Origin of the sequence: Streptomyces sp. SudanB52_2052 (genome assembly GCF_964272415.1) — a bacterium.
GTDB classification, from domain to species: domain Bacteria; phylum Actinomycetota; class Actinomycetes; order Streptomycetales; family Streptomycetaceae; genus Streptomyces; species Streptomyces olindensis.
In genome coordinates this window covers 6,911,186-6,933,606 of sequence record NZ_OZ186796.1, presented here as the reverse complement: position 1 = coordinate 6,933,606, position 22,421 = coordinate 6,911,186, and the positions used below count along the sequence as shown (strand labels likewise).

Annotated in this window: 18 protein-coding genes; 10 read left to right on the top strand and 8 right to left on the bottom strand. The window is 71.3% G+C overall.

Annotation, left to right across the window (positions count from 1 at the left end):
• Positions 1–58 precede the first annotated feature (58 nt).
• The 6 genes from gap to uvrC form a co-directional block, all read right to left on the bottom strand.
• Positions 59–1,066: a type I glyceraldehyde-3-phosphate dehydrogenase gene (gene gap / locus ACSUPV_RS31030; protein ID WP_031121201.1), complete on the bottom strand. Its 1,008-nt coding sequence runs from the start codon at positions 1,064–1,066 to the stop codon at positions 59–61.
• A gap of 256 nt (positions 1,067–1,322) precedes the next feature.
• The gene (locus tag ACSUPV_RS31025) at positions 1,323–4,277 is read right to left on the bottom strand and encodes a M14 family zinc carboxypeptidase (protein ID WP_436948983.1); all 2,955 of its coding nucleotides are present in this window, start codon (positions 4,275–4,277) and stop codon (positions 1,323–1,325) included.
• Between the two features lie 150 nt (positions 4,278–4,427).
• The gene (gene whiA, locus ACSUPV_RS31020; RefSeq protein WP_031121203.1) at positions 4,428–5,417 is read right to left on the bottom strand and encodes a DNA-binding protein WhiA; all 990 of its coding nucleotides are present in this window, start codon (positions 5,415–5,417) and stop codon (positions 4,428–4,430) included.
• Positions 5,408–6,487 carry a gluconeogenesis factor YvcK family protein gene (locus ACSUPV_RS31015; RefSeq protein WP_031121204.1) on the bottom strand — a complete coding sequence of 360 codons (1,080 nt, stop codon included), beginning with the start codon at positions 6,485–6,487 and terminating at the stop codon, positions 5,408–5,410. The genes whiA and ACSUPV_RS31015 overlap by 10 nt, the downstream gene beginning before the upstream one ends.
• A complete protein-coding gene (rapZ, locus tag ACSUPV_RS31010) occupies positions 6,484–7,443 on the bottom strand; it encodes an RNase adapter RapZ (protein ID WP_037757037.1) in 960 nt (319 codons plus the stop codon). Before rapZ ends, ACSUPV_RS31015 begins: the two co-directional genes overlap by 4 nt.
• Positions 7,440–9,515 (bottom strand): excinuclease ABC subunit UvrC, encoded by a 2,076-nt coding sequence (gene uvrC / locus ACSUPV_RS31005; RefSeq protein ID WP_436948982.1) that lies wholly within the window; start codon positions 9,513–9,515, stop codon positions 7,440–7,442. The genes rapZ and uvrC overlap by 4 nt, the downstream gene beginning before the upstream one ends.
• A gap of 263 nt (positions 9,516–9,778) precedes the next feature.
• Here uvrC and ACSUPV_RS31000 point away from each other — a divergent pair, with 263 nt between their 5' ends.
• The 4 genes from ACSUPV_RS31000 (at position 9,779) to ACSUPV_RS30985 (ending at position 13,229) form a co-directional block, all read left to right on the top strand.
• On the top strand, positions 9,779–9,928 hold the full coding sequence (locus ACSUPV_RS31000) for a hypothetical protein (RefSeq protein WP_359790769.1): 150 nt from the start codon (positions 9,779–9,781) through the stop codon (positions 9,926–9,928).
• A 257-nt stretch (positions 9,929–10,185) separates the two neighbouring features.
• On the top strand, positions 10,186–11,136 hold the full coding sequence (locus ACSUPV_RS30995) for a hypothetical protein (protein WP_031121208.1): 951 nt from the start codon (positions 10,186–10,188) through the stop codon (positions 11,134–11,136).
• 144 nt (positions 11,137–11,280) lie between these two features.
• Positions 11,281–12,324, top strand: coding sequence for a LacI family DNA-binding transcriptional regulator (locus ACSUPV_RS30990; protein WP_436948981.1), 1,044 nt, complete (start codon positions 11,281–11,283; stop codon positions 12,322–12,324).
• Positions 12,321–13,229 (top strand): carbohydrate kinase family protein, encoded by a 909-nt coding sequence (locus tag ACSUPV_RS30985; RefSeq protein WP_436948980.1) that lies wholly within the window; start codon positions 12,321–12,323, stop codon positions 13,227–13,229. The genes ACSUPV_RS30990 and ACSUPV_RS30985 overlap by 4 nt, the downstream gene beginning before the upstream one ends.
• Before the next feature lie 64 nt (positions 13,230–13,293).
• Here ACSUPV_RS30985 and ACSUPV_RS30980 read toward each other — a convergent pair whose 3' ends face one another.
• The gene (locus tag ACSUPV_RS30980) at positions 13,294–14,157 is read right to left on the bottom strand and encodes a helix-turn-helix domain-containing protein (protein ID WP_359790765.1); all 864 of its coding nucleotides are present in this window, start codon (positions 14,155–14,157) and stop codon (positions 13,294–13,296) included.
• Positions 14,158–14,258: 101 nt separating this feature from the next.
• Between ACSUPV_RS30980 and ACSUPV_RS30975 the strand changes: the two genes are divergently transcribed.
• Complete coding sequence (locus ACSUPV_RS30975) at positions 14,259–14,816, top strand: YceI family protein (protein WP_031121212.1); 558 nt, start codon at positions 14,259–14,261, stop codon at positions 14,814–14,816.
• 67 nt (positions 14,817–14,883) lie between these two features.
• On the opposite strand, the gene uvrA is transcribed toward ACSUPV_RS30975, so the two are convergent.
• Entirely contained in the window at positions 14,884–17,907 is a 3,024-nt protein-coding gene (uvrA, locus tag ACSUPV_RS30970; protein WP_436948979.1) for an excinuclease ABC subunit UvrA, read from the bottom strand.
• A 222-nt stretch (positions 17,908–18,129) separates the two neighbouring features.
• Here uvrA and ACSUPV_RS30965 point away from each other — a divergent pair, with 222 nt between their 5' ends.
• From ACSUPV_RS30965 to ACSUPV_RS30945, 5 genes are all read left to right on the top strand, one after another.
• A complete protein-coding gene (locus ACSUPV_RS30965) occupies positions 18,130–18,819 on the top strand; it encodes a maleylpyruvate isomerase family mycothiol-dependent enzyme (RefSeq protein ID WP_436948978.1) in 690 nt (229 codons plus the stop codon).
• A gap of 35 nt (positions 18,820–18,854) precedes the next feature.
• Positions 18,855–19,511: an MBL fold metallo-hydrolase gene (locus ACSUPV_RS30960; RefSeq protein WP_031121215.1), complete on the top strand. Its 657-nt coding sequence runs from the start codon at positions 18,855–18,857 to the stop codon at positions 19,509–19,511.
• Between the two features lie 322 nt (positions 19,512–19,833).
• The gene (locus ACSUPV_RS30955; RefSeq protein WP_031121216.1) at positions 19,834–20,709 is read left to right on the top strand and encodes an ABC transporter substrate-binding protein; all 876 of its coding nucleotides are present in this window, start codon (positions 19,834–19,836) and stop codon (positions 20,707–20,709) included.
• Complete coding sequence (locus ACSUPV_RS30950) at positions 20,706–21,599, top strand: amino acid ABC transporter permease (protein WP_436948977.1); 894 nt, start codon at positions 20,706–20,708, stop codon at positions 21,597–21,599. Before ACSUPV_RS30955 ends, ACSUPV_RS30950 begins: the two co-directional genes overlap by 4 nt.
• Positions 21,596–22,348, top strand: coding sequence for an amino acid ABC transporter ATP-binding protein (locus tag ACSUPV_RS30945; protein ID WP_382615280.1), 753 nt, complete (start codon positions 21,596–21,598; stop codon positions 22,346–22,348). The genes ACSUPV_RS30950 and ACSUPV_RS30945 overlap by 4 nt, the downstream gene beginning before the upstream one ends.
• The last annotated feature ends 73 nt before the right edge of the window (positions 22,349–22,421 follow it).

Here is a 22,421-nt window from a genome sequence, read left to right as displayed (position 1 = left end):
CGGCGCGTCCCTGCGCCGCCCGAGCCCTGCTCTCACATCGAGGTGCCTGCTCTGGATATCAGAGCTGGTCGCCGACGAAGACCGTGAGGTCGACGAGGCGGTTGGAGTAGCCCCACTCGTTGTCGTACCAGCCGATGACCTTCACGTTCTTGCCCTCCTGGACCATGGTCAGGGAGGAGTCGAAGGTGCAGGACGCCGGGGCGTTGACGATGTCGGAGGAGACGATCGGGTCCTCGGTGTACTCGAGGAGGCCCTTGAGCTCGCCCTCGGCGGCCTTCTGGAAGGCGGCGTTGACCTCTTCCTTGGTGACCTCGCGGCCGAGCTCGACGACCAGGTCGGTGACCGAGCCGGTCGGGACCGGGACGCGCATCGCGATGCCGTCCAGCTTGCCCTTGAGCTGCGGCAGGACCAGCGCGGTGGCCTTGGCGGCACCGGTCGTGGTCGGGATGATGTTCTCGGCGGCGGCACGGGCGCGGCGCAGGTCCTTGTGCGGGAAGTCCAGGATGCGCTGGTCGTTCGTGTACGCGTGCACCGTCGTCATCAGGCCCTTGACGATGCCGAAGTTCTCGTCGAGGACCTTGGCCATCGGCGCCACGCAGTTGGTGGTGCAGGAGGCGTTGGAGATGACGTGGTGGTTCGCCGGGTCGTACTTGTCCTGGTTGACGCCCATCACGATGGTGATGTCCTCGTCCTTGGCCGGAGCCGAGATGAGGACCTTCTTGGCGCCGCCGGCCAGGTGCTTCGCGGCGTCTTCCTTCTTGGTGAAGATGCCGGTCGACTCGATGACGATGTCGACGCCCAGCTCGCCCCACGGGATGTCGGCGGGGTTGCGCTCGGAGAGGACCTTGATGGTCTTGCCGTCGACGGTGATCGTGTCGGCGGTGTGCGAGACCTCCTGCTTGAGGCGGCCCAGGATGGTGTCGTACTTCAGCAGGTGAGCGGTGGTCGCGGTGTCACCCAGGTCGTTGACAGCCACGATCTCGATGTCTGCACCCTGCTCCAGCAGCGCGCGGAAGTAGTTACGACCGATGCGGCCGAAGCCGTTGATGCCTACGCGGATCGTCACGAACCGATCTCCTCGTTGGTACGCCGGCCATGAGGTGCCGGCGAGCTCTGTTTGGGATGTCCCCGACCGACTCCGACCCTACCTCCCTGAGGCCCGGGTGGTGACATCCAGATGCCCCATACACGGCAGGGCGGTCCGTACCGGCCAGTAGGGGTACGGACCGCCCGCCTCCGAGAGCGAGATCACTCGTTTTCGCTACTCGGAGTGGTGCCAGTTGACCGGGGGGTTCCCCCCTCGGAGCAGGTCACACGTCAGGTCACACGTCCAGGGAGGCGAGCGCCTTCCTCATCAGTGCCGCCCGGTCGGCGGGCGCGGCGACGTGCTCCAGGCCGAAGCCCAGCAGCACGGTGTCGTCCGTGGTGACCGCGCCGTACGTCTCGAGCAGGGCGCCGGTGCGGGTCCAGTCCTTGGTGACGGCCGGGCTGCCCGCGGGCGGTCCGGCGACCTTCCAGGCGCCGAGGGAGGTCTCGAAGCCCTCGGTCTCCTTCGCCGTGCCGCCGACGACGAGCGAGGTCTCGTCGGCCAGGACGCCGTAACCGCCGGTGCCCGGGTCGGTGACGTAGCTGATCGAGATCTCGACGGTCCGGCCGGCGTAGGCGCTCAGGTCGAAGTCCACCTGCTGCCAGCCGCCGGAGGTGCCGGTGAGGCTGTTCCACGATCCGGTGCTGCCGGTGGCGGTGCAGCCCTCGGCCGACTGGGTCAGGTAGTGCTTCAGCCAGGGGTGCTCGCCGATGTAGAAGCCGCCCTCGCACTCCGTCGGCACGGTGGTCCTGGTGGCGCCGCCCGCCTCGGGCAGGGTCGTCCAGTCGTCGGCGCCCGCGGTGTGGGCCTCGACCAGGACGTTGTCGTAGCCGGGTTCGGTGTCCCACATCAGCCGGCTGCGCAGGGTGGGCCGGTCGGCCGCCGTGACGCCGGTGAGGTCCACGGTGCGGGTGAGGCGCTTGTAGGCGTCGTCGGTGTGGACGGCGGCGGCCATCGAGGAGCCCGCGTAGGGACCGAAGGGGTTGGCCGCCCCGGCGAACTGCCCGGCGCCCTCGCTCGCGAACTGCGGGAATGTGTCGGCGGGCAGTTCGTCGGAGGTGACGCCGTACCGGCCGGCCTTGTCCAGCGGGTTGCCGGGCGCGGCGGCGAGCGGTCCCGTGAAGCCGCCCAGCTCTCCGGAGCCGGTGAAGCCGGTGGCCCCGGCCGCCGAGGTCCGGCTGTAGGCGCCGAGGTAGTACTGGCTGAAGTCGTCGGACGGGGTGCCGTCGCCGAGGTCGACGCTGCCGCCGGCCTGCTCGCCGGCCTCGATCAGCCGGCCGCCCTCGTTGAGGAAGGCGCGCAGTTGCAACTGGGTGGCGTTGCCGGGGACGCCCGCGCCCGTGTAGTGGACGACGGTGTCGAAGTGGCTCAACACGCCCAGCGCGTCGGGCGCGCCCCGCTCGGCGACATCCCAGACGGTCGCCCTGCGGCCGTTGGCCTTGAGCGCGTCGACGTACTTCTGCGCCTGCGTGGCGGCCGCGCCCTCCTCGGCGACGACGAGGGTGTTCGCCCGGGGCCGTTCGGCGACGGTGTAGGTGAAGCGCTCGCTGGAGACCTTCTTGCCGTTCCTCGTCTCCCCGGTGAACCACACCTCGACCTTGTCGCCCGGGTCGCCGTCCTTGACCTTCGCCCGGTACTCGTCGAAGTAGAGGTTGTCCTCGCCGCCGTAGGTCTCGCCGCCCTTCCAGGGCTTGAGCGCCATGTCCTCGGTGCGACCGCCGTTGACGCGGTACTTCAGCTCCTTGTCGCGCAGCGACTTCCGTGCGACGACGGAGACCTCCTGGTCGGCGCCGCGCGAGTAGGACGTCGGGAACGCCGCCGGGGTGAAGTCGGCCGCGTTCAGTCCGACCGACGAGGACGGCCGGTCGGGGTGCGCGGCGGATTCGGCGACGGAGAGCGCGAACGGGATGTTCTTGGCGAACTCCTGCTGGATCAGCTTCTCGTCGTCGGGGAAGGTGAAGACCGACCGGCAGTCGGCTGCCTTCCACTCGTCGTTCGGGTCGAGGTTGGAGGCGGCCTGGCAGGTCGACATCTCGGGGGTGAACATCGCCATGCCGTTGACGTTCGCCGCGTGGCCGTCCGCCTCGCCGTTGGTCGTGTACAGCTCGGAGGAGACCTGCGGGCGGTAGCCGGGGATCGCGGGGTTCTCGGGTGTGCCGGCGAGCGCCTTGTACAGGACGTCGTCGGGGGTGGACGTGGCCACCTGCCAGCCGACGCCGTAGAGGATCAGCTCGGCGGCGGAGTGGTAGTTGATGCCGTACGTGAAGCCGATCCGCTTCTGGAAGGCGTCCAGGGCCTGGGTCTCCGGCTCGGAGTTCGGGCCCGCGCCGCGGTAGGTCTCGCTGCTGGGGTTGGGGGACGAGCCCTCGTTGTCGTAGCCCCACTTGTAGGCGAAGTTGCGGTTGAGGTCGACGCCGTCGCCGGTGGTGATGGTGCCGTCGCCGTTGACGTCCCGCAGGTTCTTGCGCCACATGCGGTTGGTGTCGGCGGTGAAGGTGTGGTCGTAGCCGTCGGGGTTGGCCGAGAGGACGAACCACAGTTCGGTGGAATCGACGATCTTCTTGACGCGCCGGTCCTTCTTGTAGTTGTCCAGGTAGTGGTGCATCAGGCGCCGGGTCATCTCCGGCGTGATCCACTCGCGCGCGTGCTGGTTGGACAGGTAGAGGACCGAGGGCTTCGAGCCGTCCTTCGTCTTCTTCGCGCCCTTGGTGAGCTTCAGCGCGAGGATGTCCTGGCCCCGGACGGTCTTGCCGATGGAGACGACCTTGGTGAGGTCCGGGTGCTGCTGGGCCGTCCGGAGGATCTCCTGCTTCAGGCCGTTCTCGCCGCTGTACGGGCGGAACACGCCCTCGGCGGCGTTCTCGACACGGGCCTCCGCCCGGGTGGAGAGGTCGTGCTCGGTGAGGTCGACGCCCTGCTTCTCCAGCTGCTTCGCCTGCCGGTCGGTGAGGTAGACCTCGACAGTGGCGGTGCCCTTCTCGGGTACGCGCTCGCTGAGTTCATGGCCGTCCTGGCCGGCGGCCAGCAGCAGGGGGACCTGCCGCTGGGTGACGTCGGCGCGGAAGACCTTGACTTCGTCCGGGTCGGACGGGGGTGTGCGTTCCGGTTGTGCCTGGGCGATGGGTGCGATGCTTGCTCCGCCGATCAGGAGCGCGCCGACAGCGAGGATCGATCTCGCTCTTCGTCTCATGAACCCCCCTAGCGTGGGTTCGCCACAGCAGCGAACAGATGCCAGGCTCATGACAGTCCATGATCGAGTCAAGGGTGCCTCAGCGACACGCGAAAGCCGGTACCTGTCACCCAAGTGGGCTCCGGCACCGGCTTCCTGACGACCTGTCGGTCAGCCGACAAGGTTGTCGGCCAGCTCCTCGGTGAGGTTCGCCTCCGTGCCCGGAATGCCGAGGTCGGAGGCGCGCTTGTCGGCCATGGCGAGCAGGCGGCGGATGCGGCCGGCGACGGCGTCCTTGGTCAGCGGCGGGTCGGCGAGCGCGCCCAGCTCCTCCAGGGAGGCCTGCTTGTGCTCCATGCGCAGCCGGCCGGCCGCGGCGAGGTGCTCGGGGACGTCGTCGCCGAGGATCTCCAGGGCGCGCTGCACCCGGGCGCCCGCGGCGACGGCCGCGCGGGCCGAGCGGCGCAGGTTCGCGTCGTCGAAGTTGGCGAGCCGGTTCGCCGTGGCCCGCACCTCGCGGCGCATCCGGCGCTCCTCCCAGGCCAGCACCGACTCGTGGGCGCCGAGACGGGTGAGCAGGGCGCCGATCGCGTCGCCGTCACGGACGACGACCCGGTCCACGCCGCGCACCTCGCGGGCCTTGGCGGCGATCGACAGGCGGCGGGCGGCGCCGACCAGGGCGAGCGCGGCCTCGGGACCCGGGCAGGTCACCTCCAGGGAGGAGGAGCGGCCGGGCTCGGTGAGCGAGCCGTGCGCCAGGAACGCGCCACGCCAGGCGGCCTCGGCGTCGCAGGTGGCCCCCGAGACCACCTGCGGGGGCAGGCCGCGGATCGGGCGGCCCCGCCCGTCGACCAGGCCGGTCTGGCGGGCCAGCTGATCACCGCCCGCGACGACCCGCACCACGTAGCGCGAGCCGCGGCGCAGCCCGCCCGGTGCCATCACGATCAGTTCGGAGCTGTGGCCGAAGATCTCCAGGATGTCCCGCTTGAGGCGGCGGGCCGCCATCGCGGTGTCCAGCTCCGCCTCGATCACGATCCGACCGCTCACCAGGTGGAGGCCGCCGGCGAACCGCAGGATGGCGGAGACCTCCGCCTTTCTGCAGCAGGTCCGGGTGACGGGGAGCCGGGAGATCTCGTCCTTCACCGCTGCCGTCATCGCCATGGGCCGATCCTTCCATGCATCCGAAAAATACGGTCGTACGCGGCGGCCAACAGCTCCGGGTCGTGCCTCGGGGTCCCGTCGGGCCGGGCCACCGGCGCCAGCTCGACCGCGGCCCCGAACCGCTTGGCGGCCTCGGTCAGGGAGTCACGGTCGGGCACGGCGGCCTCGTCGGCCAGCACCACGTCCAGGGCGAGTTTAGGGGCGTGTCGTCCCAAAACCTCCAAATGACGCTGCGGGGAGAAGCCCTCGGTTTCTCCGGGCTGCGGGGCGAGGTTCAGGGAGAGTACCCGGCGGGCCTTCGTCTGCGTGAGCGCGTCCAGCAGCTCGGGCACCAGCAGGTGCGGGATGACCGAGGAGAACCAGGAGCCGGGGCCGAGCACCACCCAGTCCGCGTCCAGGACGGCCTCGACCGCCTCGGGCACGGCCGGCGGGTCGTTCGGCACGAGGTGCACGGACTGGACCTCGCCCGGGGTGAGGGCGACCGTGGCCTGGCCGCGGACCGTGTCGACCTCGTCCGGGCGATCCGGGTCGTGGCCCTTGACGAGGGCCTGGAGCTCCAGCGGGACCGCGGACATGGGCAGCACGCGTCCCTGGGCGCCCAGCAGCCGCCCGACCAGGTCGAGCGCCTGGACGTGGTCGCCGAGCTGCTCCCACAGGGCGACGATCAGCAGGTTGCCGACCGCGTGCTCGTGCAGGTCGCCCTTGGACTGGAAGCGGTGCTGGATGACGCGGGCCCAGGTCTGGCCCCAGTCGTCGTCACCGCAGAGCGCGGCCAGCGCCTTGCGCAGGTCGCCGGGCGGCAGCACGCCCAGCTCGTCGCGCAGCCGGCCGCTGGAGCCGCCGTCGTCGGCCACGGTGACGACGGCGGTGAGGTCGCCGGTGATCCGGCGCAGGGCGGCGAGCGAGGCGGACAGGCCCATGCCGCCGCCGAGGGCGACGACCTTGGGCTGGGCGCCCCGGCGGCGCGGCCTCGCGCCCCGGGCCTCGGCGGGCCGGCCGCCCTTTCCGCCGGTGTTGCCCTCGGGCACCACCCGGCGCAGCCGGCTCAGCCGCGGAGTACGTCGTGTCATTCGCGTCCCATGTCCCGGTGTACGACCACCGTCTCCACGCCCTCGGCGGCGAGCCGGGCGGCGAGCTTCTCCGACATGGCGACCGAGCGGTGCTTGCCGCCCGTGCAGCCCACGGCGATGGTCACGTAGCGCTTGCCCTCGCGGCGGTAGCCGGTGGCGACGAGCTGGAGCAGCTCGGTGTAGCGGTCGAGGAACTCCTTGGCGCCGGGCTGGTTGAAGACGTAACCCGACACCTCCTCGTTGAGGCCCGTGTACGGGCGCAGCTCCGGGACCCAGTGCGGATTCGGCAGGAAGCGGCAGTCGACGACGAGGTCGGCGTCGACCGGCAGGCCGTACTTGTAGCCGAAGGACATCACCGTGGCCCGCAGCTCCGGCTCCTCCTCGCCCGCGAACTGGGCGTCCATCTTGGCGCGCAGCTCGTGCACGTTCAGGCTGGAGGTGTCGATCACCAGGTCGGCGTCGCCGCGCAACTCGCGCAGCAGCTCGCGCTCGGCGTCGATGCCGTCGACGATGCGGCCGTCGCCCTGGAGGGGGTGCGGGCGGCGCACCGATTCGAAGCGTCGCACCAGGGCCTCGTCGGAGGACTCCAGGAAGACGATCCTCCGGGTGACGTTCTTCGCCTCCAGGTCGGCGAGGGACTCGCGGAGGTTGTCGAAAAATCGGCGGCCGCGGACGTCGACGACGACGGCGATCCGGGCCACGTTGCCCTGGGAGCGGGCGCCGAGCTCCACCATGGTGGGGATCAGCGCGGGCGGCAGGTTGTCGACGACGAACCAGCCGAGGTCCTCCAGGCATTTCGCGGCCGTCGAGCGGCCGGCCCCGGACATGCCGGAGATGATCACCAGCTCGGGGATGGCCGCCTCCGGGACGGGGGCCTTGTCGTTGGGCGTGCCCGTACTCACCTGTGCTCCGTCTCCGGCTTGCTCGTGTTGCCCGTCGTGCTCGTTCACATTCATGTCTCCTGCCCCCGTCGTTCGTCCGGGGCGCCCATCGTCACGGGCTCCCAACTGGAACCCATGGTGCCGGGTTCCTCCTCCATGATCTCTCCAGTCGCCGTGTTGACGGCGGGTGCGGCCGGGGCCGCCTGGGCGAGGGCCGCCGCGATCGCCTCGGCGGTCTTGCGGCCTATGCCCGGGACCTCGCAGATCTGGTCGATGGTGGCGGATCGCAGTTTCTTCAACGAACCGAAGTGCTTCAGAAGTGCCTGCTTGCGCGTCTCCCCGAGGCCGGGGACGTCGTCCAGGGGGCTGGAGCGGAAGCGCTTGGACCGCTTGGTGCGCTGGTAGGTGATCGCGAAGCGGTGGGCCTCGTCACGGACCCGCTGGAGCAGGTACAGGCCCTCGCTGGTGCGGGGCAGGACCACCGGGTCGTCGTCGCCGGGCAGCCAGACCTCCTCCAGGCGCTTGGCCAGGCCGCACACGGCGATGTCGTCGATGCCCAGTTCGTCCAGGGCCCGCCGGGCGGCCGCGACCTGCGGGGCGCCGCCGTCGACGACCACGAGCTGGGGTGGGTAGGCGAACTTCTTGGGGCGGCCGTCGTCCTCGGTGAGGCCGGTCCCGACGATCTCGCCGTTCCTGTCGATCTCAGGGGCCTCGGCGTTCTCCCCGTCGGTCCACTCGCCCGTCTTCTCCTTCTCGGCGAGGTAGCGCCGGAAGCGGCGGGTGATCACCTCGTGCATCGAGCGGACGTCGTCCTGCCCGGCGAAGCCCTTGATCTGGAAGCGCCGGTACTCGCTCTTGCGGGCCAGGCCGTCCTCGAAGACGACCATGGACGCGACGACGTCGTCGCCCTGGAGGTGGGAGATGTCGTAGCACTCGATCCGCAGCGGGGCGCTGTCCAGGTCGAGGGCGTCGGCGATCTCCTCCAGGGCGCGCGAGCGCGTGGTGAGGTCGGAGGCGCGCTTGGTCTTGTGCAGCACGAGCGCCTGCTGGGCGTTGCGCTGCACGGTCTCCATGAGGGCCTTCTTGTCGCCGCGCTGCGGGATGCGCAGGGAGACGCCGGAGCCGCGCCGCCCGGCGAGCCACTCCTGGACGGGCTCGACGGGGTCGGGCAGGGCGGGGACGAGGACCTCCTTGGGGACGGCGTCCCCGGTCTCCTCGCCGTACAGCTGCTGCAGGGCGTGCTCCACCAGGGCGCCGGTGGTGATCTCCTCGACCTTGTCGGTGACCCAGCCGCGCTGGCCGCGGACGCGGCCGCCGCGCACGTGGAAGATCTGGACGGCGGCCTCCAACTCGTCCTCGGCGACCGCGATGAGGTCGGCGTCGGTCGCGTCGGCGAGCACGACCGCGTTCTTCTCCATGGCCTTCTTCAGGGCCTCGATGTCGTCGCGCAGGCGGGCCGCCCGCTCGTACTCCATCTCCTCGGCCGCCTCGCCCATCTGCTTCTCCAGGCGGCGGATGTACGTGTTCGTGCGGCCGGTCATGAAGTCGCAGAACTCGTCGGCCAGTTCGCGGTGTTCCTCGGCGGAGACGCGGTCCACGCAGGGGGCCGAGCACTTGCCGATGTAGCCGAGGAGGCAGGGGCGGCCCGTACGGGCGGCGTTCTTGAACACGCCCGCCGAGCACGTGCGCACCGGGAAGACGCGCAGGAGCAGGTCGACCGTGTCGCGGATCGCCCACGCGTGCGCGTACGGCCCGAAGTAGCGCACGCCCTTCTTCTTGTGACCGCGCATCACCTGCACGCGCGGGTACTCCTCGTTCATCGTCACCGCGAGGTACGGGTAGCTCTTGTCGTCGCGGTACTTGACGTTGAACCGGGGGTCGTACTCCTTGATCCAGGAGTACTCCAGCTGGAGTGCCTCGACCTCCGTGGACACCACCGTCCACTCCACGGACGCGGCCGTGGTGACCATGGAGCGGGTGCGCGGGTGCAGGCCCGCCAGGTCCTGGAAGTAGTTCGCCAGGCGCTGGCGCAGGCTCTTCGCCTTTCCGACGTAGATCACCCGGCGGTGCTCGTCACGGAACCTGTAGACCCCCGGCGAGTCGGGGATCTCACCCGGCTTGGGGCGGTAGCTGGAGGGGTCGGCCATGTCTCACACCCTACTGGCGAGCACCGACAGTCCGGCGGGAGCGCGGGCACGATCAACGGCTCGGCGGGAGGCAGTTTCCAACGGCATGTCCCGCGCCGGGGTTACGGCGGGCCGGGAGCGGGAATGCAGGCTTCCCACGGGGGACACGGCGACGTCCGGCGGACGGAGGCCGTGTCGTGCAGACACAGGTTGTCAGTGCGGACCGGCCGCTCCGGCTGCGGAGCGGGCGGGCCACGGGTCGGAGGGCTGCGCAGATGAAGCGGATGCGGATCGAGAAAACCCGGCGGACGGTCCGGGCCCGCCGGTACGCGGACGAGGCGTTCGGGCTGCGCGACGTCCTGGACCCGCGCGACCCCGACATAGTGCGGGCCAAGCGCCTGGCCCTCGAGGAGGGCTCGAGCGAGCGCTCGTAGAAGCTCACTATCGGCTGCGAACGCCCGGGGCGCGCGCCCCGGGCGTTCGCATGCCCTGGGCGCCCCGGCCCGGAGTACATCACTGTCCGGCATCAGGTGTTGTCGGGACCAGGTCAACACGCTTCAATGCGGAGGAGCTCGGGACCCTGAACGACGGCGTACGGATGTGAAGACCTCCCCTGCGCCGACGGGACGGCCCCGGGCGCCCCGCGCGAACGGTCTGACCAGCCGTCGCCGACTCACAGAGAGGCCCCTGCATGCCGCACGCCCCACAGCACGCGGACGTCGCCACCGCGGAACTGGACTCGGCCCTGCGAGGCGGCCCCTTCCACGTCGCCCTGCGGGCCGCGATCGCCGCCCGCGGGCTGCCGCTGCAGCGCGTGCAGCACCATCTGTCCCGCCATGGCGTGAAGGTCGGCGTCACCAGTCTGAGTTACTGGCAGCAGGGGGCCAGGCGCCCGCAGCGGCCCGAGTCGCTGCGGGCCGTGCGCGCCCTGGAGGAGATCCTGGAGCTGCCCGAGGAGTCGCTGATCCGGCTGCTCGCCGAGTCCGGCGACAGTCTGTCCGGCGGGCAGCGGTCCGGGTCCCGGTCCTACCGCTCCCTGGTCGAGGCCTCCGGGGTCCTGGACCAGCTGCTGGCCGAGCTGGGCTGCCCGCCGGACGGGGGCCTGCACACCCTCGCGCACCACGAGCGGCTCCGCATCGGGGCGCGGCGCGAGCTGGCCGAGCGGGAGGCGCACCACATCGTGCGCGCCCACCGGGACGGGGTCGACCGTTTCGTGGCCGTCCACCACGGTGACCGGGGCGCCGTGCCGGAGCGCATGGCGGTGCACGCCCTGGAGAACTGCCGTGTCGGACGCGTCCGTTGGCACAGCGACACAGGGGTGCTCGCGGCCGAGCTGCTCTTCGACACGCGGCTGCGGGCCGGGGACACGTTCCTCTTCCGGTACGGCGTCGAGGACGGCACGGCGGGCGTCTCACGCGAGTACGTCCGCGGCTTCGACTCCGCCGGCGGCCAGTACGCGCTCCAGGTGTGCTTCGACGCGGCGGCCCTCCCCGTGCGCTGCCACCGGTTCGCCCAGCACTCGGTGGCCGCGCCCCGGAGCGGCTGCCAGGAGCTCGCGATGAGCGGGCGGCACCGGTCGGTGCATCTGGTGGAGCCGCGGGTGCGGGCCGGGTTCCTGGGGATCGGCTGGGACTGGGAGTAGGGGTCGGGCGGGCGCAGGGGACCGGGCGTCGGCGCCGGACGCGCCCTGCGTCGCCGCAGGACGTAAACGCTTGCGCAAGCGTTTACGTCCGGCCCGGGATGCGATACGTTCCCGACCTGGGCGCGCAGCGGAGGAGGGAGCGGCATGCCGACCATGGCCGACGTCGCACGGAGCGCCGGTGTCTCCGTGGCGACCGTCTCGCACGTGCTGAACGGCACCCGGCCGGTGCTGCCGCACACCCGCCAGGCGGTCCTGGACGCCGTGGAGGAGCTCGGCTACACCACGAACACGCTGGCCCGCTCCCTGGTGACGTCCCGCACCCGGTCCATCGGACTGGCGGTGTCGGCGATCAGCAACCCGTACTTCACGGAGATCCTCCAGGGTGTCGAGGCCGCGGCGCTGGAGGCCGGATACAGCCTGCTCATCGCCGATCCGCACGACGACCCCGAGCACGAGCGCAAGGTCGTGCAGCTGCTGCACGAGCGCCGGGTGGACGGCATGATCGTCGCGCCCTCCGCGGACCCCCGGGGGCTGCTCGCGTACCTGAGGCGGCACGCCGTACCGGCCGTGTTCCTGGACCGGCTGGTGGACGCGCCGGGGGCGGACGGCGGTCCGCGCTTCGACCAGGTCTGCTCCGACAACGCCGCACCGACGTCCCGGCTGGTCACCCATCTCGCCGGGCTCGGCCATCGGCGGATCGGGCTGGTGGCGGGGTTGCCGGGGCTCAGCACCACGAGCGAGCGGATCATGGGCTACCGCAGCGGCCTCGCCTTCGCGGGCCTGCCGTACGACGAGCGGCTCCTGGTGCACGGCGACTCGGAGTCGGCCGGTGGCGAAGCGGCCACCGCGGCCCTGCTGTCCCTCGCCGTGCCGCCCACCGCACTCGTCACCGGCAACAACGCCATGACCATCGGGGCGCTGCGTGCCCTGCGCGACCGGGGCCTGTCCGTGCCGGGCGACCTCGCGCTGTGCAGCTTCGACGACTTCGCCTGGGCGGACCTGTTCTCGCCCCGGCTCACCGCGATCGCCCAGCCCAGCAAGGACATCGGTGCCCGGGCCGTACAGGTGCTCCTGGAGCGTCTCGCCGAGCCGGACCGGCCCGCCCGGACCGTGCGGTTGCCCTGCGCCTTCGTCCACCGCACGTCGTGCGGCTGCCCCGACCCGTCCGAGAGAGGAACCCCGTCGTGATCGTCGTCGCCGGTGAGGCACTGATCGACCTGGTACCGCAGGGCGCCGGCGCCCTGTCGGCCCTGCAGCCGGCGCTCGGCGGCGGCCCCTACAACACGGCGGTGGCGCTGGGCCGCCTCGGCTCCCCCGCCGCCTTCTGCTCACGGGTGTCGTACGACGCCTTCGGGGAGGCCCTGCTCGACCGGCTGCGGGAGACCGGCGTGGACGTGGCGTCCGTACAGCGCGGCACCGAGCCGACGACGCTCGCCGTCGCCACGGTCGACGAGGACGGCTCGGCCGCGTACTCCTTCTACGTCGACGGGACGGCGGACCGGCTGTTCCAGGCGCCGTCCGCGCTGCCCTCCGGCACCCGCGCGGTCTCCTTCGGCACGTGCTCGCTGGTGCTGGAGCCGGGAGCGAGCGCGTATGAGGAGCTGATGCGCTCGGCGTCCGCGCGGGGCGTGTTCTCCGCGCTGGACCCGAACATCAGGGCCGGGCTGATCCCGGACGCGGACGCCTACCGGGCGCGGTTCAAGAGCTGGCTGCCATCGGTGACGCTGCTGAAGCTGTCCGAGGAGGACGCCCGGTGGCTCGGCGGCACGCCCCAGGAGTGGCTGGCGGCCGGACCGGCGGCGGTCGTGATCACCCGGGGCGGCGACGGGCTGACCGCCTACACCGCCGACGGCGGCACGTACGCCGTGCCGGGCGAGCGGGTGGACGTCGTGGACACGATCGGCGCGGGCGACACGGTCAACGCGGCCCTGCTGCACGGGCTCGCGGTGCGCGACGCGCTCAGCGGGCGGGCGCTGGCCGCGCTGGGGCCGGACGGCTGGACGGAGTTGCTGGGCTTCGCGGCCCGTGCGGCAGCCGTCACGTGCTCGCGCGCGGGAGCCGAGCCGCCGTACGCGCACGAGCTGGACGGCTGACGGGCGCGCACGAGCCGGGCTCTGACGGGACCGGGTTTCCAGCGGTCCGTGGTGCCGAGGTACCTCAGCCGGTCTCCCCCACCGCTCGCAGCGCGCCGGGACGGCGCCCGTTGAGGCGGTCCAGCGCGGCGGCCGTGGCCTGGTCCGCGGGCAGATGGACGATGAGGCGCTGGCCCACGTCGGAGAGCGCCAGCGTCTCGTGCAGCAGTCGCAGCGAGCCGGCCTCCGGGTGATCGAGGTGCTGGGAGCCGGTGCGCCGCGGTGTCGTGGTGAGGTCGGCGAACCGGTCGGCGAAGTCCGCCCCGGCCGTCACCGTCAGCTCCTCGGCCAGCTCGGCGAGGTGCGGGTCGCGGAGAGGGACGCCGTGCCGGAGCCGGGCGACGAGGTCGTCGGCCACCCGGTCCCAGTCGCGGTAGGCACTGCGTGCCCGCTCGTCGGTGAACAGGTGCCGGAGCAGGTTGGGCCGCTCGTCGTCGAACAGACCGATGGGGCCGACCAGCCGCGCGTACCCGGCGGTGTGGGCGAGGACGTCGCCGATCCAGTTGACCACCACGGCGGGGGCCGGTTCCAGGTGGTCGAGGACGGCCCGTACGGTCGGGCGCGCCGTGCGGCTGAGCGTCGGGGCCGCCGCGCAGACCAGCGGGTCACCGCCGTCCCCCTCCTTGGTCAGACGGCGGAGCAGCATCCGGTCGGCCAGGGACAGGTTCAGGGCGTCGGCGAGGGCGCCGAGCACCTGGGCGGACGGGTTGCGGTCGCGGCCCTGTTCCAGCCGGGTGAGGTACTCGACGCTGATGCCGGCCAGCGTGGCCAGCTCGGCGCGCCGCAGGCCAGGTGTGCGCCGTCGCGGGCCCGCAGGAAGGCCGGCCTCCGCGGGGGTGACGGCTTCGCGCCAGGTGCGCAGGTACGTGCCCAACTCGTTGTCGCTCACCCGCCGAACGTACAGCGCCCGCGGGCGCGGAGGGTGGCCCCGTCACTACCAGGCTCCGGCCGGTCTCCCTCCCGGGCCGCGCGGCCCTCAGGGTGGAGGGCATGACGAATGACACCGCCACCGCCACCACTCCCCTGCCGCTCGCTCCGGGCCACTGGTCCCTCGACCCGTTCCACTCCTCCGTGAACTTCACCATCCGTCACCTGGGCATCGCCAAGGTGCGGGGGCGGTTCGAGCGCCTGGAGGCCGGGCTGTTCGTCGGGGAGCGGCTCGAGGACGTGCGGGTCTCCGCGACGGTGGACCTGGCCTCGGTGAACACCGGCAACGCCGACCGGGACGCGCACGTGCGCGCCGCCGACCTGCTCGACGTCGACAAGCGCCCGACGATGACGTACCGCTCGACGCGGGTGTCGGGCCAGGGCGAGGACTGGACCATGGAGGGCGAGCTGACGATCGGCGACGTGACCCGCCCCGTGACGCTCGCCGTGGAGTTCGGCGGGCTGGTCGACGTGCCCATGGACGGCAGCCGGCACGCCGGGTTCGAGGCGACGGGCGAGATCCGGCGCAGCGACTTCGGGCTGGACTTCGCCCCCGGACTGCTCGGAGACGTGGTGAAGATCCAGCTCGACATGCAGTTCGTGGAGCCGAAGGGCGCCTGACCGCGTAGCGACGCGCCGCGCCCCCACAGGGAGCCCTGTGGGGGCGCGGCGCGTTCGGCGAGAGGCGTCAGCCCTTGGTCGTCCGCGTGGTCTTCTTCGCGGCGGCCTTCGTGGTCTTGGTGGCTGTCTTCCTGGCGGTGGTGCTGTCGACCGTCTTGGTGGCGGTCCTCCCCGTCCTGGTGGCCTGCGCGGGGACCGTCTTCTTCGCCGTCCTGCGCGGTGCCTTCACCGAGGAGGCGTCGCTGATGCGGTCGGCGCCGAGGATCTCCCGGAGGAACTTGCCGGTGTGGCTGGCGGGGACCCCGGCGACCTGCTCGGGCGTGCCCTCGGCGACGACCAGGCCGCCGCCGGCTCCGCCCTCGGGGCCCATGTCGACGATCCAGTCGGCGGTCTTGATCACGTCGAGGTTGTGCTCGATGACGATGACCGTGTTGCCCTTGTCGACCAGGCCGGACAGGACCTTCAGCAGCTTGCTGATGTCCTCGAAGTGCAGACCGGTGGTCGGCTCGTCCAGGACGTAGACCGTGCGGCCGGTGGAGCGCTTCTGCAGTTCGCTGGCGAGCTTCACGCGCTGCGCCTCGCCGCCGGACAGGGTGGTCGCGGCCTGGCCCAGGCGGACGTAGCCGAGGCCGACGTCCTTCAGGGTCTTCATGTGCCGGGCGATCGCGGGAACGGCCTCGAAGAACTCGGTGGCCTCCTCGATCGGCATGTTCAGGACGTCGGCGATGGACTTGCCCTTGTAGTGGACCTCCAGGGTCTCCCGGTTGTACCGGGCGCCGTGGCAGACCTCGCACGGGACGTAGACGTCCGGGAGGAAGTTCATCTCGATCTTGATGGTGCCGTCGCCCGCGCAGTTCTCGCAGCGGCCGCCCTTGACGTTGAAGGAGAAGCGGCCGGGCTGGTAGCCGCGGACCTTCGCCTCGGTGGTCTCGGCGAACAGCTTGCGGATGTGGTCGAAGACGCCGGTGTACGTGGCCGGGTTGGAGCGGGGCGTGCGGCCGATGGGCGACTGGTCCACGTGCACGACCTTGTCGACGAGGTCGTCGCCGTCCACGCGCGTGTGCCGCCCGGGCACGTTCCTCGCGCCGTTCAGCTCGCGGGCCAGGTGCGTGTACAGGATGTCGTTGACCAGCGTCGACTTGCCGGAGCCGGAGACGCCGGTGACGGCGGTGAACACGCCCAGCGGGAAGGAGACGTCGATGTCCTGGAGGTTGTTCTCCCGGGCGCCGTGCACCGTGAGCTGCCGGGACGGGTCCAGCGGACGCCGGATGTCGGGCAGCGGGATGGCCTTCTTGCCGGACAGGTACTGGCCGGTCTGGGACTCCTCGTTGGCGAGGAGTTCCTTCAGGGAGCCGCTGTGCACGACCTTGCCGCCGTGCTCACCGGCGCCGGGGCCGATGTCGACGACCCAGTCGGCGGTCTTGATGGTGTCCTCGTCGTGCTCGACGACGATGAGCGTGTTGCCCATGTCGCGCAGCCGGACCAGGGTCTCGATCAGCCGGTGGTTGTCCCGCTGGTGCAGGCCGATGGACGGCTCGTCCAGGACGTACAGGACGCCGACGAGGCCGGAGCCGATCTGCGTGGCCAGGCGGATGCGCTGGGCCTCGCCGCCGGAGAGCGTGCCGGCCGCGCGGTTGAGCGAGAGGTAGTCCAGGCCGACGTCGACCAGGAACCGCAGCCGTTCGTTGACCTCCTTCAGCACGCGCTCGGCGATCTTCTTGTCGCGGGCGGTGAGCTTCAGCTCGCCCAGGAAGTCCGCGCAGTCGCTGATGGACATCGCGGAGACCTCGGCGATGGACTTGCCCATGATCGTGACCGCGAGGACGACCGGCTTCAGGCGCGTGCCCTCACAGGTGGGGCAGGGCACCTCGCGCATGTAGCCCTCGAAGCGCTCGCGGCTGGCGTCGGACTCGGCCTCGCTGTGCCGGCGCTTGACGAAGGGGACGGCGCCCTCGAAGGCCGTGGTGTACCGGCGCTCACGGCCGTAGCGGTTGCGGTAGCGGACCTCGACCTGGGTCTTGTGGCCGTGCAGCAGCGCCTTCTTGGCGCGCTGCGGCAGGCCGGCGAAGGGGATGTCCGTACGGAAGCCCAGCGCGTCGGCGAGGGCGCCGATGAGGCGGCCGAAGTAGTCCTTGGTGTGGCCGTGCGACCAGGGGTGGATGGCGCCCTCGTCGAGGCTCTTCTCCTCGTCCGGGACGATCAGCTCCGGGTCGACCTCCATGCGCGTGCCGATGCCGGTGCAGTCCGGGCAGGCGCCGAAGGGCGAGTTGAAGGAGAAGGAGCGGGGCTCCAGCTCCTCGAAGGACAGGTCGTCGTACGGGCAGTACAGGTGCTCCGAGAACATGCGCTCGCGCTCGGGGTCGTCCTCGGGGAGGTCGACGAAGTCGAGCACGACCATGCCGCCGGAGAGGCCGAGGGCGGTCTCCACGGAGTCGGTGAGGCGACGCTTGGCGCCGTCCTTGACCGTGAGGCGGTCGACGACCACCTCGATGGTGTGCTTCTCCTGCTTCTTCAGCGTCGGCGGGTTGGACAGCTGGATCGTCTCGCCGTCCACGCGCGCGCGGGAGTAGCCCTTGGTCTGGAGGTCGGCGAAGAGGTCGACGAACTCGCCCTTGCGCTCGCGCACCAGCGGCGACAGCACCTGGAAGCGGCTGCCCTCGGGCAGCTCCAGGACACGGTCGACGATGGCCTGCGGCGACTGGCGGGAGATCGGGCGGCGGCACTCGGGGCAGTGCGGCTTGCCGATGCGGGCGAAGAGCAGGCGCAGGTAGTCGTAGACCTCGGTGATGGTGCCGACCGTGGAGCGCGGGTTGCGCGAGGTCGACTTCTGGTCGATGGAGACCGCCGGGGAGAGGCCCTCGATGAAGTCGACGTCCGGCTTGTCCATCTGCCCGAGGAACTGCCGGGCGTACGAGGAGAGCGACTCCACGTAGCGCCGCTGCCCCTCGGCGAAGATGGTGTCGAAGGCCAGCGAGGACTTGCCCGACCCCGACAGGCCCGTGAAGACGATGAGCGAGTCGCGCGGGAGGTCGAGCGAGACGTTCTTGAGGTTGTGCTCGCGCGCTCCACGAACGATGAGACGGTCGGCCACGCCGGTCCGCACCTTTCTTGAGAGAAGAGACAGGGGCGGGGCCCCCGTCCTTCTCAGACTAGGGGGAGCCACTGACAACGCCGGTCGGATTCACGGGTTGCCAACAAACCCCGGCTCTCCAGCATGCCCGACGCCACGTCCGACCATATAGCACGTGCTTTCGATTTACGGCACTCCTTCACCACCTTCACCCGAAGGTGTGGCGGAGCTAGGGTCAGCATCATGATTGATCACGCTCATGACCTGGCGTCTGTACGTGACGCGACGGAGCGGCTGCTGACCGCAGTCGGCAAACTGGACAACGCGGCTGTGACGGAGCCGTCACGGCTGCCCGGCTGGAGCCGCGGCCACGTCCTGGCCCACCTCGCCCGCAACGCGGACGCCCTCGTGAACGTCCTGGAGGGCCGCCCCATGTACGTCTCCGGCGAGGCCCGCGACGCCGACATCGAGCGGGACGCCCCGCGCGCGCTCGATGTCCACCTCGCCGACCTTCGGGAGAGCGCGGCCCGCTTCCAGGAGGCCGGGGACGCCCCGGCGGACTGGTCGCGCACGGTGGAGCTGCGGGGCGGCGTCACGGACTCCGCGGCCCGGGTGCCGTTCCGGCGGTGGGTGGAGGTGGAGCTGCACCACGTGGACCTGGGCATGGGGTACGAGCTGGAGGACCTCCCGGCGGAGTTCACGGAGCGGGAGATCGCCTTCCTCGCCGACCGGTTCTCCGGGCACCCCGACGTGCCGTCCACGCGCCTCACGGACGGCACGCGCGCGTGGAGCACGGGGCGGGAGGCGGACGACGGGCCCGAGGTGACCGTCACCGGCCACCCGGCGGACCTGCTGGGCTGGCTCGCGGGCCGGCGCACCGGAGCCGCTCTGACCGTGGCCGGCGGCCCGCTCCCGGCGCTGCCCCCGCTGTAGGACCCGGGCCGCTCCCCCGCTATAGGCTGGCGGACATGACGTACAGCGGACAGGTGACGGTCGGCGGACCTGCCGACGTGCACGAGCTCAAGGACCTGATGATCACCAAGATCGCGGTGGGTCCGATGAACAACAACGCCTATCTGCTGCGCTGCCGCGCCACCGACGAGCAGTTGCTGATCGACGCCGCGAACGAGGCGGCCACGCTGCTCGGCATGATCGGTGACGACGGCATCGCGTCGGTCGTCACGACCCACCGGCACGGCGACCACTGGCAGGCGCTCGCCGAGGTCGTGGCGGCCACCGGCGCCCGCACCTACGCGGGCCGGGAGGACGCCGAGGGCATCCCCGTCCGGACCGATGTGCTGGTCGACGACGGCGACACCATCCGGGTCGGGCACGTGGACCTCACCGCGCGCCACCTGGTCGGGCACACGCCCGGCTCGATCGCCCTCGTCTACGACGACCCGCACGGGCATCCCCATGTGTTCACCGGGGACTGTCTCTTCCCCGGCGGTGTGGGCAACACCCACAAGGATCCGAAGGCGTTCGCCAGTCTCCTCCACGACGTCGAAACGAAGATCTTCGACGTCCTCCCGGACGAGACCTGGGTCTATCCGGGACACGGCAACGACACGACCCTGGGCGCGGAACGACCGCAGCTGCCGGAGTGGCACGCGCGCGGGTGGTGAACCACTGCGCGGGGCGCACGCGTGGGGAGCGGTAGGCCGCGCACGCGCCCCGTGTGAATCATTCGCACACGTCGGCGTCGTACATACGCTCCCCTTGCGCGTAGTTGCGCAGTCAACTGGTAGGAGCCCCGCGCAGGATGACGGCTCCTGGGCGGATGGGCCGCCGGCCTGTCGATCCCCGCCCTCGGCCGGCGGCCCCGGCGTCCGCCGAACTCGCGGGCACACGGGGCCCGTTCACATGACCGCAACACCCGTTCCCATCATCCGGACATCTGTTGCCGTGACCTCGACAAACGGGAGCGTCGGCTGCCAGTCTCCCGCCATGCATCCTGCTCCGCGTGCCCTGCGCCGCGCTGCCGCCGCCGTCGCCCTCCTCGCCACCGCCGTGAGCTGTGCCCCGCAGCCCGAGGCGTCCTCGGACAAGCCCTCGGCATCGGCCGGAAACACCTGCGCCCGGGGCAAGTTGGCCACCGAGACCCCGGGCAGGCTCACGGTCGCCACCGACGAACCCGCCTACGAGCCCTGGTTCCAGGACGACGACCCCGCGAACGGGAAGGGCTTCGAGTCGGCGGTCGCGTACGCCGTCGCCGAGGAGCTCGGGTACGGCAAGGAAAAGGTCGTCTGGCAGACCGTCCCCTTCAACAAGGCCTTCGCGCCGGGCGAGAAGACGTTCGACTTCGACATCAACCAGGTGTCCATCAGCGAGGAGCGGAAGAAGGCCGTCGACTTCTCCTCCGGCTACTACGACGTGCGGCAGGCCGTCGTCGCGCTGAAGGGCTCCAGGGCCGCGAAGGCGAAGAGCATCGCCGACCTGAAGGGCGTGAAGCTCGGCGCCCAGGTGGGCACCACCAGCCTCGACTACATCGACGACGTGGTGCGGCCCACGCGGAAGGCCGCCGTGTACGCCAAGAACGACCAGGCCAAGTCCGCCCTGAAGAACGGCCAGGTCGACGCGATCGTCGTCGACCTGCCCACCGCCTTCTACATCACCGGGGCCGAGATCACCGACGCGGTGATCGTCGGTCAGTTCGAGAACCAGGGCGGCACGCCGGAGCAGTTCGGGCTCGTGCTCGACAAGGGCAGCGCGCTCACCTCCTGCGTCTCGCGGGCCGTGGACGCGCTGCGCGACGACGGCACGCTGCAGAAGATCGAACAGCAGTGGCTGTCCGACGCCGTCGACGCTCCGGTGCTCAAGTGACGCTGGACAAGGGGCAACTCGCCGAGAGCTCGGGCGAGCCCGACGACTACGTCCCGTCCCAGCGGCGCCTGGACCGTGAGCGCTACCGGCGCGCCCGCGCCCGGCGCGCCACCGCGATCGGCGCGCTGTCCACACTCGTCACCGGAGCCGTCCTCTACCTGGTCGTCGTCAACGCCCCGGGCTGGCCGCGCACCAAGGAGACCTTCTTCGACTGGGGGTACGCGCGCGAGGCGTTCCCCAAGGTGCTCGAAGGGCTGTGGCTGAACGTCCGGCTGCTGCTGGTCTGCGGAGCCGCGGTCCTCGTCCTCGGCATGCTGATCGCCGTCGCCCGGACGCTGCGCGGTCCCGTGTTCTTCCCGCTGCGCGTCCTGGCCGCCGCGTACACGGACTTCTTCCGGGGGCTGCCGCTCATCATCAACCTGATGATCGTCGTCCTCGGCGTCCCGGCGCTGCGGCTCCAGGGAGTGACCGTCGATCCGGTGCTCCTCGGCGGCACCGCGCTGACCCTGACCTACTCGGCGTACGTCGCCGAGGTGTTCCGCGCCGGCATCGAGTCCGTGCATCCCTCGCAGCGCGCCGCGGCCCGGTCGCTCGGGCTCAGCAACCGGCAGGCGCTGCGGTACGTGGTGCTGCCCCAGGCGGTGCGCCGCCAGGTGCCGCCGCTGCTGAACGACCTGGTGTCGCTGCAGAAGGACACCGGGCTCGTCTCGATCGGGGGTGCGGTGGACGCCGTACGGGCCGCCGACATCATCGTCGGCCGCAGCCTCAACTACACGCCGTACATCGTCGCGGGTCTGGTCTTCGTCGCGCTGACCATCCCCATGACCCGTTTCACGGACTGGGTGACGGCACGCATGGACCGGCGGCGGGCCCAGGGAGGAGTTACATGAGCGAGACGCCCGTGCTGCGGATGGAGTCCGTCCGCAAGAGCTTCGGCGGCTCGGTCGTCCTGCGGGACGTCGATCTGGAGGTCGCCCCGCACACGGTCACCGCGCTGATCGGCGCCTCCGGCTCCGGCAAGTCCACGCTGCTGCGGTGCGCGAACCTGCTGGAGGAGATCGACGACGGGGCGATCTGGCTGGACGGCGAGGAGATCACCGACCCGCGCGCCGACCAGGACGCCGTGCGCCGGCGGATCGGCGTGGTCTTCCAGGCGTACAACCTGTTTCCGCACATGACCGTCCTGGAGAACATCACGCTCGCTCCGCGCCGGGTGCACGGCGTGCCCCGGGCCGAGGCCGAGGCACGCGCGCGTGAACTGCTGGAGCGGCTCGGGCTCGGCGGCAGGGCGGGCGAGTACCCGGACCGGTTGAGCGGCGGCCAGCAGCAGCGCGTGGCGATCGTCCGCGCCCTGGCCGTGCGCCCCCGGCTGCTGCTGCTCGACGAGATCACGGCCGCCCTCGATCCCGAGCTGGTGGGCGAGGTCCTCACAGTCGTGCGCGACCTCAAGGACGAGGGCATGACCATGGTGCTGGCCACGCACGAGATGGGCTTCGCGCGGGAGGTCGCCGACCAGGTGTGCTTCCTGGAGGGCGGCGTGGTGCTGGAACGCGGTACCGCGGAGCAGGTCTTCGGGGAGCCGCGGCAGGAGCGCACACGGCGCTTCCTGCGGCGGATCGTGGAGGCGGGGCGCTTGTAAGAGGCGTCTGCAAGGGACGGCGGTAAGGGGCGGCTGTAAGGGGCGACCGCCATGGTCCGCGGGGCTTACGTGC